At 66.6% G+C, this 13,338-nt stretch carries 11 protein-coding genes; 3 read left to right on the forward strand and 8 right to left on the reverse strand.

All coding sequences use genetic code 11. The features are described 5' to 3' along the window. Nucleotides 1–8: 8 nt before the first annotated feature. Nucleotides 9–1,910, reverse strand: coding sequence for a threonine--tRNA ligase (thrS, locus tag M1L61_RS15630; RefSeq protein ID WP_010486466.1), 1,902 nt, complete (start codon nucleotides 1,908–1,910; stop codon nucleotides 9–11). Nucleotides 1,911–2,338: 428 nt separating this feature from the next. On the opposite strand from thrS, the gene M1L61_RS15635 reads away from it, so the two are divergent. Genes M1L61_RS15635 through M1L61_RS15645 form a run of 3 tightly spaced genes read left to right on the forward strand, consistent with a single transcriptional unit; the run spans nucleotide 2,339 to nucleotide 4,468 of the window. Beyond that, nucleotides 2,339–2,635 (forward strand): hypothetical protein, encoded by a 297-nt coding sequence (locus tag M1L61_RS15635; RefSeq protein ID WP_005410439.1) that lies wholly within the window; start codon nucleotides 2,339–2,341, stop codon nucleotides 2,633–2,635. Further along, nucleotides 2,635–2,898, forward strand: coding sequence for a hypothetical protein (locus M1L61_RS15640; RefSeq protein WP_043401932.1), 264 nt, complete (start codon nucleotides 2,635–2,637; stop codon nucleotides 2,896–2,898). The genes M1L61_RS15635 and M1L61_RS15640 overlap by 1 nt, the downstream gene beginning before the upstream one ends. A 10-nt stretch (nucleotides 2,899–2,908) precedes the next feature. Next, a complete protein-coding gene (locus M1L61_RS15645) occupies nucleotides 2,909–4,468 on the forward strand; it encodes a PepSY-associated TM helix domain-containing protein (protein WP_248853755.1) in 1,560 nt (519 codons plus the stop codon). Nucleotides 4,469–4,492: 24 nt separating this feature from the next. Here the strand turns inward: M1L61_RS15645 and M1L61_RS15650 are convergent, their stop codons facing one another. From M1L61_RS15650 to infB, 7 genes are all read right to left on the reverse strand, one after another. Then, a complete protein-coding gene (locus M1L61_RS15650; RefSeq protein ID WP_100446314.1) occupies nucleotides 4,493–4,897 on the reverse strand; it encodes a VOC family protein in 405 nt (134 codons plus the stop codon). A 90-nt stretch (nucleotides 4,898–4,987) separates the two neighbouring features. Next, complete coding sequence (locus tag M1L61_RS15655; protein ID WP_100446316.1) at nucleotides 4,988–6,178, reverse strand: glycoside hydrolase family 18 protein; 1,191 nt, start codon at nucleotides 6,176–6,178, stop codon at nucleotides 4,988–4,990. Nucleotides 6,179–6,455: 277 nt separating this feature from the next. Then, nucleotides 6,456–8,564 (reverse strand): polyribonucleotide nucleotidyltransferase, encoded by a 2,109-nt coding sequence (gene pnp, locus M1L61_RS15660; RefSeq protein WP_248853756.1) that lies wholly within the window; start codon nucleotides 8,562–8,564, stop codon nucleotides 6,456–6,458. Nucleotides 8,565–8,715: 151 nt separating this feature from the next. Continuing rightward, a complete protein-coding gene (gene rpsO, locus M1L61_RS15665) occupies nucleotides 8,716–8,976 on the reverse strand; it encodes a 30S ribosomal protein S15 (protein WP_005410445.1) in 261 nt (86 codons plus the stop codon). 173 nt (nucleotides 8,977–9,149) lie between these two features. Then, complete coding sequence (gene truB / locus M1L61_RS15670; RefSeq protein ID WP_043401948.1) at nucleotides 9,150–10,058, reverse strand: tRNA pseudouridine(55) synthase TruB; 909 nt, start codon at nucleotides 10,056–10,058, stop codon at nucleotides 9,150–9,152. A 105-nt stretch (nucleotides 10,059–10,163) separates the two neighbouring features. Beyond that, nucleotides 10,164–10,547 carry a 30S ribosome-binding factor RbfA gene (rbfA, locus tag M1L61_RS15675; protein WP_005410447.1) on the reverse strand — a complete coding sequence of 128 codons (384 nt, stop codon included), beginning with the start codon at nucleotides 10,545–10,547 and terminating at the stop codon, nucleotides 10,164–10,166. 132 nt (nucleotides 10,548–10,679) lie between these two features. Continuing rightward, a complete protein-coding gene (gene infB, locus M1L61_RS15680; RefSeq protein WP_248853757.1) occupies nucleotides 10,680–13,325 on the reverse strand; it encodes a translation initiation factor IF-2 in 2,646 nt (881 codons plus the stop codon). Nucleotides 13,326–13,338: the final 13 nt, after the last annotated feature.

Here is a 13,338-nt window from a genome sequence, read left to right on the forward strand (position 1 = left end):
ACCTTTGCTTACGCGCCCTCGGCGTGGAGCCGCTCGATGAAGGCCTGCAGGCTCATGCTGCCCAGATCTTCGCCAGAACGCGTACGCACCGCCACAGCCCCATTTTCCTTCTCGCGGTCACCAATGACCAGCAGGTAGGGCACGCGCTGCAACGTATGCTCGCGGATTTTATAGCCGATCTTCTCGTTACGCAAATCCGAGCTGACGCGGAAGCCTTGCTCCGCAAGGGTTTTGGTCACGCCCGAGACGTAGTCGGCCTGGGCGTCGGTGATGTTGGCCACCACCACCTGGGTCGGGGCCAGCCAGGCCGGGAACTGGCCGGCATGGTGCTCGATCAGGATGCCCAGGAAGCGCTCCATCGAGCCGACGATGGCCCGGTGCAGCATGACCGGGTGCTTCTTCTGGCTGTTCTCGTCCACGTACTCGGCGCCCAGGCGGCCCGGCATCATGAAGTCGACCTGCATGGTGCCCAGCTGCCAGGTACGGCCGATGGCGTCCTTCAGGTGGTACTCGATCTTCGGGCCATAGAAGGCACCCTCGCCCGGCAGCTCCTGCCATTCCACGCCACAGGCGGTCAGCGCCGAGCGCAGCGCGCCCTCCGCTTTGTCCCAGGTCGCATCGTCACCCAGGCGCGATTCCGGGCGCAGGGCGATCTTGATCTGGATGTCGTCGAAGCCGAAGTGCTGGTAGACCGCCAGCGCCTGCTGATGGAAGGCCGTCACTTCCGACTCGATCTGGTTTTCCGTGCAGAACACGTGGCCGTCGTCCTGGGTGAAGCCACGCACGCGCAGGATGCCGTGCAGCGCGCCGGACGGCTCGTTGCGGTGGCAGGAACCGAACTCACCGTAGCGGATCGGCAGGTCGCGGTAACTGTGCAGGCCCTGGTTGAACACCTGGATGTGGCCCGGGCAGTTCATCGGCTTGACCGCGTAGGTGCGCTTCTCCGATTCGGTGAAGAACATGTTGTCCTGGTAGTTGTCCCAGTGGCCGGACTTCTTCCACAGGCTCACGTCCAGGATCTGCGGGCAGCGCACTTCGCCGTAGCCGCTGTTGCGGTAGACCTTGCGCATGTACTGCTCGACCACCTGCCACAGCGCCCAGCCCTTCGGGTGCCAGAACACCAGGCCCGGCGCTTCTTCCTGCAGGTGGAACAGGTCCTGCTGCTTGCCGATGCGGCGGTGGTCGCGCATCTCGGCTTCCTCGATGCGCTTGATGTACGCCTCAAGCTGCTTCTTGTCCGCCCAGGCGGTGCCGTAGATGCGCTGCAGCTGTTCGTTCTGCGCGTCGCCACGCCAGTAGGCGCCGGAGATGCGGGTCAGCTTGAAGGCCTTCAGGAAGCGCGTGTTCGGCACGTGCGGGCCGCGGCACATGTCCACGTATTCCTGATGGTAGTACATGCCCATCGCCTGGATGTCGTCGGACATGTCCTCGATCAGGCGCAGCTTGTAGTCCTCACCACGGGCCTTGAAGATCTCGATCACTTCGGCGCGCGGCGTCATCTTCTTGATGACGTCGTAGTCCTGGGCGATCAGTTCACCCATGCGCTTCTCGATCGCGGCCATGTCGTCCGGGGTGAACGGGCGCTCGGAGTAGATGTCGTAGTAGAAGCCTTCGGCGATCACCGGGCCGATCACCATCTTCACATCCGGGTACAGCTGCTTGACGGCGTGGCCGACCAGGTGGGCGCAGGAGTGGCGGATGATCTCCACGCCCTCCTCGTCCTTGGCGGTGATGATGCGCAGGCTGGCATCGTGGTCGATGACGTCGCTGGCATCGACCAGCACGCCATCCACGGCACCGGCGATGGTGGCCTTGGCCAGGCCGGCACCGATCGACTGGGCGACGTCCATGACGCTGACGGGGTTTTCAAACTCGCGGCGGCTGCCGTCGGGGAGGGTAATGTTGATCATCGGAGTGGCTTCGTGCGGGGCCCGCTGGGCGGGCTGGAAAGCGCTCCCGGGGCGGCGCCCGGGCAATAAAAAAGCGCCACGAGGGCGCCAGGGACACAGGGCCTTCGGGGGCAGGTCAACAGTGGGCGGTGGTAGTGCTCATGTCGCACGCTCGGCCGGCGCTGGGCGCGGGCCACCTTGTTCCAGTCAGGGAGTGTGATGATCTTAAACCAGCGCACCGGAAAGCCCAAGGGCTACCGTACGGTACGCTGAATGGCCCTCGCTGGCGGCGTGAAAACGCAATGATTACCATGTCCGCGCAGCCCGCCCCGTGCCAGCCTGCCCGCTTCCCCCCAGGACCTCGTGATGCGCCACCCGCTCCGACCGGCTCCCGCCGGCCCCGCCCGTGCCCCGCGTTCGCTGGCCCGCTGCCACGGCGGCCGCCCGCAATGATCACCGTCGGCCTTTCCACCCTGGGCTTCTGCAGCCTGGGCATGCTGGCGGCGATGTTCTCCGCGCTGGCCTTCTATGCCGCCTCGCCGCACTGCCGCTGGCCGCGCCTGCGCCGGGCCGGCCGCCTGGGCCGCCAGATCGGCCTGGTCGCGGCCGCCGCCGCGCTGTGGCTGTGGATGGCCGAGCTCGGCTTTGCCGCCGGCCTGGTGGCCATGCTGTGCACCTGGATGCTGGCGGCGATGCTGCTGCCGGCACTGGCCGCCTGGCATCGCCCGGGCACGGAGTCGCCCTGATGTGGCCGCGCGCCTTCGCCGGCATCGTCGCCGGCTTCTTCCTGGCCGCGGCCGCGACCGGCCTGCTGGCATGGCTGCCGCCCGGCCCCTGGCAGCGGGCGCTGGTGCCGACCCTGATCGCTTTCATCCCGCTGTGGATGCTGGCCGCCCTGTGGGCGTTCAGTTTCCGCAGCGCGCTGCGTGCCTGGCTCGTGCTGGGCGGCAGCGCCGCCGCCGGCTTCGCCGTGCTCGGGCTGCTGCGCCTGACCGGCGCGGTGCAATGAGACCTCTCCCATGAAGTTCAGTTCGCAGACGCTGCGCACGTTCACCACCCTGCACACCTGGGTCGGCCTGGTCGCCGGGTTCGGCCTGTTCGTGGCCTTCTACGCCGGTGCGCTGACCCTGTTCCATCACGACCTGCCGCTGTGGCAGACCCCGGGCGCGGCCACCGCACTGCCAGCCGGGCTGGACGATGCGCAGTACCTGCTGGAAGACGTACTGGCGACACACCCGGAAGCCCGCCGCCACGTCGGCATGACCTTCCCCGGCGCCGACCACCCGCAGCCACTTGCGTACTGGCAGGCCGATGATGGCAGCTGGCGCTATGCCTGGCCGGGGCAGATTGGCGGCAGCCCGACGCCGCCGCAGACCGGGCTGGCCGAGCTGGTCAACGAGCTGCACTACAGCCTGGGCCTGCCCGTGGCCGGCATCTACGTGATGGGCATTGTCAGCCTGCTGTACGGCATGGCGCTGCTCAGCGGCCTGGTGATCCATCTGCCGAAGCCGCTCGGCGACCTGTTCGCGCTGCGTCCGGGGCGCAACCTGAAACAGCTGTGGCAGGACGCGCACAACGTGATCGGCGTACTGAGCCTGCCCTTCCACCTGATGTTCGCGGTGACCGGCGCCCTGCTCTGCCTGGTGTTCGTGCAGATGGCCCTGCTCAACCCCCTGATCTTCGACGGCAAGGCCCTGCAGGCCGTGCCAACAGCGATGGACACCGCACCGGTGCGTGAAGCGACCGGCATCCCCTCGCCGCCGGGCAGCCTGCGCGTGCTGCAGGCGCGGGCGCTGGAGGTGGCGCGCGCACAGGGCGTGACCAGCTTCGAGCCGGCCTACCTGAAGCTGGCCAACGCGGGCGACACCAACGCCACCATCGAGATCACCGGCGAATCCACCGGCACCCTCGGCCCGCTCGGCGCCGTGGCGCTGGATGTCGCCACCGGCCAGGTACTGGCCACCCAGCTGCCAGGCCAGCGCGACGCCAACCACGCCACGCTCAGCGCCGCCTATGCGCTGCACTTCGGCGAGTTCGGCAACGGGGTGGTGGTCTGGCTGTACTTCCTGCTCGGCCTGGGCGGTGCGTTCCTGTTCTACTCGGGCAACCTGCTGTGGATCGAGTCGCGGCGCAAGCGTCGCCAGCCGCAGCAACCGCGTGCCGGAGTGAACATGGCACGGGCCACGGTCGGCGTGTGCATCGGCCTGTGCGTGGCGATCTCGGTCGCGTTCCTCACCGCGCTGGTGCTGGAACGGCTGGCGCCGGCGGCGGTCGACCACGGCATCCGCTGGGCCTGCTTCGGCAGCTGGGCGGCCTGTGCGCTGTGGGCCGCGCTGCGTCGCCCGGCACAGGCCGCACGCGAGCTGCTGTGGGCGGCGGCAATCAGTACCGCGCTGGTGCCGATCCTGCACGGCGCACTCAATGGTGACTGGCTGTGGCGTGCGGCCGCGCGTGGCCACTGGCCGCTGTTCTGGGTCGATGCCATCGCGCTGGCCATGGCCTTCGGCTTCGCCCGCCTGGCAGTGGCCAGTCAACGCCGCGCCCGCAACGGCGATCCGAACAGCGTCTGGGCCAACTGAGCCTTCGCCGGGCATGGCCCGGCGCTACCGGAGCAGGTGCGCTGGGTCCAGGTAGCGGCTGACTTCGATCAGGTTGCCATCCGGGTCGCGGAAGTACACCGATTCGATTGGACCCAGTGCGCCGGTGCGGGCCACCGGCCCCTCCTCCACCGCGACGGCCTGCGCCTGCAGGTGTGCCAGCACATCGATTGCCGCCGTATGCGTGACCAGGCACAGGTCGGCGCTGCCCGGCGTGGGTCGTAACGCATGCGGCTGCAGCGGGGCACTGGCCGGATGCAGATTGATCTTCTGCTGGCCGAACTGCAGCGCGGTACGTCCCGCGCCGAAGCGCACGACCTGCATGCCGAGCACGCGCTGGTAGAAATCACAGCTGCGGTCGATGTCGGCGACGGTGAGGACCAGATGGTCCAGGCGTTCGAGATGGATCATGCCCGCAGCGTAACGCTGCGGGCGTGGACATGCTGTGCGGGGTTGGGCCGATGGCGTTGCGGCATTGCGCCGGGCATCGCCTGATGCAGCTCAATCGCCGATGCGCGCCTTCTGCCAGGGGCCCAGCATGGCGTTGAGCAGGCTGGCCTGCTCGTCGTCGCCGGTCAGCTCCCACATGAATACACCGGCCAGGCCCTGCTCGCGGGCGAACTGCGCACGCAGCCCGATCGAGCGCGGGTCTTCATAGCTGATGAAGACCTTCTGTTCGGCGTTGTACAGCCACGGGCTCTGCGCCTGCGGCTGCCAGTGCTTCGTCCAGCCCGGCTGGTCGAGATAGCGCGCCTTGATCACCCGCCAGTCGCCTGCATCGGCCGGTGCGCTGTAGGGCTGGTACAACCCATCCGGGGCATCACCTGTAACCTTGAAGCCGCGCCCGTAGAACGGCACGCCCAGCACCAGCTTGTGGGCCGGTACGCCGTGGTCGCGGTAAAACTGCACAGCACCGGCCACGTTGTTCCAACGGCGCAGCTCCGGCGCCAGTGGATCGGCCGCCACCTCAAGCAGCGGTGCGTTGAAGGTCGACACCGCCGAGAAGCCGGTGCCCATGTCGTAGCTCATCAGGTTGATGAAATCGAACACCTTGGCCAGCGCCGGCAGGTCGTAGCTCGCCGCCGGATCGTAGGGGCCATCCGTCTGCAGGCGACCGGCGGCCAGCGCGGCGGTCAGCAGCATCGGCTGCCCCGCCTTGCGACCGCGCGCATCGAGTGCCACGCGGAACGCCTGCGCGAGCCGGGTCAGGTTGGCGCGATCCTGCGGGCGGTGCGCCAGTTCCTTCGGCCCACCACTGACCGGGAATTCCCAGTCGATGTCCACACCATCGAAGCTGCCTGCATGGCGCTCGAAGAACAGCGTCATGCATGAGTCGACCAGGCGCTTGCGGCTGGTTTCGGTCAGTGCCGCATCGGAGAACCCGCCTGCGCCCCAGCCGCCGATCGAAATCAGCGTGCGCAGGTGCGGATGCGCCTTCTTGAGTTCGGCCAGTGCGGCGAAATGCTTCGGCGCTTCCGCACCGATCGTGCAGCGCCCGTCCTCGATGGTCGAGAACGCGTAGAACAGGTGGGTCAGGCGCTCGGCCGGAATGCTCGACACCGGATAGCGCTCGGCGGAACCACCAGGGTAGTAGGCACCGAAGATCGGCGGCTGCGCGGGCGCAGCGTGCGCGGCAATGGGCAGGGCGCCGGCAATCAGTCCGGCAAGGACGGCCACAGTCTGGCGGAACATGGAATCTCCCGGTTCGAAGGCGCCGCCACGTTAGCAAACCGATGGGGCTGTGGGACCGATGTCGTGGCATGTCGTCCGATGGACAGGCGCGATCCGTGCAACGGTGACAGAACAATGGCTGCGTAGCGCCTCTCATGCACCGCAGCAGGACATGCGGCGACCTGGGTGAGCGGTTGTTCGCAACTTCGAGGCAAAGAAAAAGCGGGCCGAAGCCCGCTTTTTCATTTCAGCGATTCCAGGAGCGTGTCAACCAAGCAAGGTTGACACCCACCGCCGATTATTCGGCGCTGACGGCGTCGCCTTCTTCCACGGCCTTCATCGACAGGCGGATACGGCCCTGCTTGTCGACTTCCAGCACCTTGACCTTGACCACATCGCCTTCCTTCAGCACGTCGCCGACCTTCTCGACGCGATCGCTGGAGATCTGCGACACGTGGACCAGACCGTCCTTGCCCGGCAGGATCGTGACGAACGCACCGAAGTCCATGATCTTGGCGACCTTGCCTTCGTAGATGCGGCCCGGCTCGACGTCCGAGGTGATCTGCTCGATGCGGGCCTTGGCGGCCTGGGCAGCGATGGCGTTGACCGATGCGATGACGATGGTGCCGTCGTCCTGGATGTCGATCTGGGTGCCGGTTTCCTTGGTGATGGCCTGAATGGTCGAACCACCCTTGCCGATCACTTCGCGGATCTTGTCCGGGTGGATCTTGATGGTCAGCAGGCGCGGCGCGTAGTCCGACAGCTCTTCACGCGGAGCGGTCAGGCCATGGGCCATTTCGCCCAGGATGTGCAGACGGCCAGCCTTGGCCTGCTGCAGCGCCTGCTTCATGATCTCTTCGGTGATGCCTTCGATCTTGATGTCCATCTGCAGGGCGGAGATGCCCTCAGCGGTACCGGCCACCTTGAAGTCCATGTCGCCCAGGTGATCTTCGTCACCCAGGATGTCGGACAGGACGACGAAGCGCTCGCCTTCCTTGACCAGACCCATGGCGATACCGGCAACCGGCGCCTTCACCGGCACGCCGGCGTCCATCAGGGCCAGCGACGAGCCGCAGACCGAGGCCATCGACGAGGAACCGTTCGACTCGGTGATTTCCGAGACGACGCGGATGGTGTACGGGAAGGCTTCCAGCGAGGGCATGACAGCCAGCACGCCGCGCTTGGCCAGGCGACCGTGGCCGATTTCGCGGCGCTTCGGGCCCATCATACGGCCGCACTCACCCACCGAGAACGGAGGGAAGTTGTAGTGGAACAGGAAGTTTTCCTTGTACTCACCGGCAACGGCGTCGATGACCTGGCCGTCACGGGCGGTGCCCAAGGTGATGGTCACAATGGCCTGGGTTTCGCCGCGGGTGAACAGCGAGGAGCCGTGGGTACGCGGCAGCACGCCGGTCTTCACGGTGATCGGGCGGACGGTGTCCAGCGCACGGCCGTCGATGCGCACCTTGGTGTCCAGCACCGAGTCACGCATGGTGCGGTATTCCAGCTCGCCGAATTCCTTCGACAGCTCGGCCGGGTTCCAGCCTTCGGCGGCCACGCGGCCTGCCAGGGCTTCGACCACGTCCTTCTTGATTGCCGAGATGGCGTCGCGGCGCTGCAGCTTGTCGCGCACCTGGAAGGCTTCGCCCAGGCGCGGGCCGATGGCTTCCTTCAGGGCGGCGATCAGCGCGTCGTTCTTGGCCGGAGCTTCCCAGGTCGACGGCTTGGTACCGGCTTCGACGGTCAGCTCGTTGATCGCGTTGATGACCTTCTGCATCTCGCGGTGACCGAAGGTCACGGCGCCCAGCATCACTTCTTCGGACAGCAGCGCGGCTTCGGATTCAACCATCAGCACGGCGTTGGAGGTGCCGGCGACGACCAGTTCCAGCTGCGAGTCAGCCAGTTCGCTGACGGTCGGGTTCAGGATGTACTCGCCGTTCCTGTAACCGACCTTGGCAGCGCCGATCGGACCCATGAACGGGGTGCCGGCCAGGGCCAGGGCAGCCGAGGCGCCGATCAGGGCCGGGATGTCACCGTCCACGTCCGGGTTCAGCGACATGACCGTGGCGATGATCTGCACTTCGTTCTTGTAGTCTTCGGGGAACAGCGGGCGGATCGGACGGTCGATCAGACGCGAGATCAGGGTTTCCTTCTCGGTCGCACGGCCTTCACGCTTGAAGAAACCACCCGGGATACGGCCGCCGGCGTAGAACTTTTCCTGATAATCGACGGTCAGCGGGAAGAAGTCCTGGCCTTCGCGCGCGCTCTTGGCGGCGACGGCGGTGACCAGCAGTACGGTGTCGTCCATCTTGACGATGACGGCACCGCTGGCCTGACGGGCGACTTCGCCGGTCTCGAGCGTGACGGTGTGCTTGCCGTACTGGAAGGTTTTGGTGATTTTTGCCACGGAGGGTGTCCTTGGGGATGCTGTCTGCGAATTTGGACCGTCGGCGACCCTTGCCGCCAGCGGGTGGCCGGATCGTTCCGGCCTGAATCGGGGATTGCGGTGCTACAAAACAAAACCGCGGCGCATCGCTGCGCCGCGGGGGATTCGTTGCTTAGCGACGCAGGCCAAGCTTTTCGATCAGGGCCTTGTAACGCTCGACGTCCTTCTTCTTCAGGTAGTCGAGCAGGCTGCGACGGCGGTTGACCATCTGCAGCAGGCCGCGGCGGCTGTGGTGGTCCTTCTTGTGGGTCTTGAAGTGGCCGGTCAGCAGTTCGATGCGGGCGGTCAGCAGTGCAACCTGGACTTCCGGGGAGCCGGTGTCAGCCGAGCTGCGCTTGTTGTCTTCAATGACCTTCTGGGTGTCGATCGACATTTCTTTTTTCTCTGTGATGCGTGGCCGGCAGGAACGCGCTTCGCGCACCGCCAGGCTCGCCGTGGACTACGAGGATGAAACCTGCGCGAGGCAGGCTGCCGGAAAACGGCCGCGAAATTGTAACGGTCGGGGGGCCTCGGAACAAGGTCCGGGGCTGAACCGTCCGGGCCCGGTCAGAGGTTGAAACGACGCTGCGGAGCCAGCAGGCCACTGTCATCGACCTGACCCAACCCCTGGACAGCATCGTCCGGACCGAACACGGCCACCAGACCACGGGGCCACGACAGATCGCGCTGGCGCTGGCCGACGCAGAAGCGGTGGGCCTGGTCGGCATCGAGGTCGACCCGCGGGTATTCAGCCAGGCCGGCCGCCAGCGGCAGCAGCAGCGCGTCCATGCCCGCCTCGTCACCCGCCTCGACCATCGCCCGCAGCTGATCCAGGGTGACCATCGCCGGTTCACGGAACGGCTCCACCCAGAGCCGGCGCAGCGCACTGATATGCGCGCCACAGCCCAGCGCCTCGCCCAGATCGCGGGCCAGGCTGCGGATATAGGTGCCCGAACCGCAGGTCACACGCAGCCGCAACCGCTCCGGCTGCTGCTCGAGCACCTCGATGGCGTGCACCTGCACCTCGCGCTCCGGCGCTTCAATGACGTCACCGCGGCGGGCCTTCACATACAGCGGCTCCCCGCCCTGCTTCAGCGCCGAATAGATCGGGGCGCGCTGGCGGATGCTGCCGGTCAGCGGCGCCAGCGCCGCCTGCAGGGTCTCGGCACTGATCGAAGGCACCGGGCGCTGCAGCAGCACCTGGCCTTCGGCATCGTCGGTGTCGGTGGTCTGGCCCAGCATGATCTCGGCGTCGTAGGCCTTGGCCGAGCCGAGCAGCAGGCCGGCAATCTTGGTCGCCTCGCCGAAGCACAGCGGCAACAGGCCGGTGGCCAGCGGGTCGAGACTGCCGGTATGGCCGCCCTTTTCGGCACGGAACAGGCGACGAGCCACCTGCAGGGCAGCGTTGGAACTCATGCCGGTCGGCTTGTCTAGCAGCAGGATGCCATCCAGGCGGCGGAACTGAATTCGGGTCATGACAGGACGTTGTAGAGCCGAGCCATGCCCGGCTGCCGCAACGCGGCCCGCACAGGCGTCGCGTTGCCGGAATGAAAAGACGCCGGGCATGGGCCCGGCGCTGGCTTATTCTTCGTCGCTCTCGCGACGCTTCTCCGCGGCCAGCGTATCGGGCAGGTCGCGCAGGATGTTGTCGATGTGCTCACCACGGTCGACCGAGTCGTCGTAGTGGAAATGCAGCTCCGGCACGTGGCGCAGCTTCATCGCGCGGGCCAGATCCATGCGCAGGCGGTAGCCCAGCTCCTTCAGGCCTGCCACGGCTTCAGCCGAACGTTCCGGCATCAGCGCGGTGACGAACACCTTGGCATGGGCCATGTCGCGGGTGATTTCCACGTCGGACACGCTCACCGAGGGCAACCCATGCTCGCGCACGGCGTTGTGCACCAGGGTGCCGAGTTCACGGCGCAGCTGGGCGGAGACACGGTCGGTTCGATGGAAAGTCTTGGGCACGAGGAGCTCTTGGTTCAGTTGTCGCCCGACCAACGGTTGGGCGCTACCTTTGATTCGATTGTCGCCCGACCAACGGTCGGGCGCTACAGGTACATGGTAGGGCCCGACCGTTGGTCGGGCCACCTTGCAGCATTACAGGGTGCGCGGCACTTCGATACGCTCGAAGCACTCGATCTGGTCACCCGGCTTGACGTCGTTGTAGGCCTTCACCGCGATACCGCATTCGGTACCGTTGCGGACTTCCTCGACGTTTTCCTTGAAGCGGCGCAGCGATTCCAGTTCGCCTTCGAAGATCACCACGCTGTCGCGCAGCACGCGGATCGGCTTGTTGCGCTTGACCACGCCCTCGATGACCATCGAGCCGGCAACGGCGCCCAGCTTGGAGCTGCGGAACACGTCGCGGACCTCGGCGATACCGATGATCTCTTCGCGGATCTCCACGCCCAGCAGACCGGAGGCCACCTGCTTCACCTGATCGATCACGTCATAGATGATCGAGAAGTAACGCAAGTCGACGCCGTTGGATTCGATGATGCGACGGGCCGAAGCATCCGCACGCACGTTGAAGCCGATGACGGTGGCCTTCGAAGCAGCCGCCGAGTTGGCGTCCGATTCGGTGATGCCGCCCACGCCGGAGTGGATCACGTTGATGCGGATGTCGTCGTTGGACAGCGCGACCAGTGCCTGGCTCAAGGCCTGCACCGAACCCTGCACGTCGGCCTTGATGACCAGGTTGAGGACCTGCTGGCCCTCGCCCTTGCCCAGGGTCGCCATGATGTCTTCCATGCGGCTGCCAGCGGTGGCCACCAGGCGCGATTCACGGCGCTTGGTCTCACGCTGCTGGGCAACGTCCTTGGCCAGGCGCTCGTCCTCGACGACCACGAAGTCGTCACCGGCTTCCGGCACGCCGGACAGGCCCAGGACCTGCACCGGGATGGACGGGCCGGCGAACTCCGGCTGCTTGCCGGTTTCGTCGAACAGCGCACGCACGCGGCCGTACTGGATGCCGCACACCAGGTAGTCGCCCTTCTTCAGGCGGCCCTGCTGCACCAGCACGGTCGCGACCGGGCCACGGCCCTTGTCCAGCGACGATTCGATCACCACGCCCGCGGCGCGGCCTTCGTCGACCGCCTTCAGTTCCAGCAGTTCGGCCTGGATCGAGATGGCGTCCAGCAGGTCGTCGATGCCCAGGCCGGTCTTGGCCGAGATCTCCACCATCTGGGTGTCACCACCGAAGTCTTCGGCCACGACCTGCTCGGACAGCAGTTCGTTCTTGACCCGCATCGGGTCGGCGTCGGACTTGTCGATCTTGTTGATCGCCACGATCAGCGGCACACCCGCCGAACGGGCGTGCTGGATCGCTTCCTTGGTCTGCGGCATGACGCCGTCATCGGCGGCCACGACCAGCACCACGATGTCGGTCAGCTTGGCGCCGCGGGCACGCATCGAGGTGAAGGCAGCATGGCCCGGGGTATCCAGGAAGCTGATCACGCCCTTCGGCGTATCCACGTGGTAGGCACCGATGTGCTGGGTGATGCCGCCGGCTTCGCCGGTGGCGACCTTGGTACGGCGGATGTAATCCAGCAGCGAGGTCTTGCCGTGGTCGACGTGGCCCATGATGGTGACCACCGGCGGACGCTGGGTGGCTTCGCCCTGGTTTTCACCGGTCGAGGCCAGCAGTGCGTCTTCGGCGTCGTTGTCATTGGCACGGATCGCCTTGTGGCCGAGCTCTTCGGTCACCAGCGCAGCGGTGTCATGGTCGATGGACTGGGTGATGGTGGCCATCACGCCCATCTTGAACAGCGCCTTGACCACCTCGCCGCCCTTCAGCGCGAGCTTCTGCGCCAGGTCGGCCACGGTGATCGTGTCGCCGATCGCCACTTCACGCACCACCGGCGCGGTCGGACGCTCAAAGGCGTGCGGACCGGCGTTGTTGCCACCGCGCGACATGTCGCGACGGCCACCCGCCTGGTTACGCCCGCCCGGACGACCACGGGTGTTGCTGTTGTTGCTGTTGCCACGACGCGCGCGGTCGGCCGCCGACAGGTGCATCTGGCCGGCGAAACGGTCGCCCGGGCCACGCTCGTTGCGCGGCGCGCTGCGGTTGTTGCGGTCGTCGTTGCGCGGCGGCGGCGGCGCACTGCGCGGCGCAGCCGGCGCGGCGGCCGGAGCACGCGGCGGGCGCGGCGCGGTTTCATCGATCGGAGCGCGCTTGGGCTTGGTGGCAGCCAGTGCCTCGGCAGCCTTGGCGGCGGCCGCAGCTTCCTCGGCCGCCTTCTTCTCGGCCTCTGCGCGTTCCTTGGCCGCAATCTCTTCCTCACGGGCACGGACGATGGCTTCGTCACGCAGACGATCCTTTTCGGCCAGCGCCTGCTGTTCGGCGAGATTGCGCGCGCGCGACTCTTCCAGCTTGCGCAGGATGTCGGCGCGCTCTTCGTCCGGCGTCATGGCGCGCGCACCATCCTTGACGTAGGTGCGCTTCTGGCGCACCTCGACATTCACGGTCGTCTTGCTGCGACCGGAATTGACCGTCACTTCCTGCTGCTTCCGGCGGTTGAGCGTGATCTTCTTTGCAGACTGATCGGTCTCTTCCGGGGCCTGCTCGGGCTTGCCGTGCGAACGACGAAGGAAGCCCAGGAGCTTCACCTTCTCGGAGCTGGTCACGACCTGGTCGGGACCGCTGAACTTCATGCCGGCACCGGCCAGCTGTTCCAGCAGTTTTTCGACCGGCGTGTTGACCAGTTCGGCAAGCTTGCGGATGGTGGTTTGCTGCGACATTCGGATCCTATGA

Origin of the sequence: Stenotrophomonas sp. NY11291 (assembly GCF_023277365.1) — a bacterium.
GTDB classification, from domain to species: Bacteria; Pseudomonadota; Gammaproteobacteria; order Xanthomonadales; family Xanthomonadaceae; genus Stenotrophomonas; species Stenotrophomonas geniculata.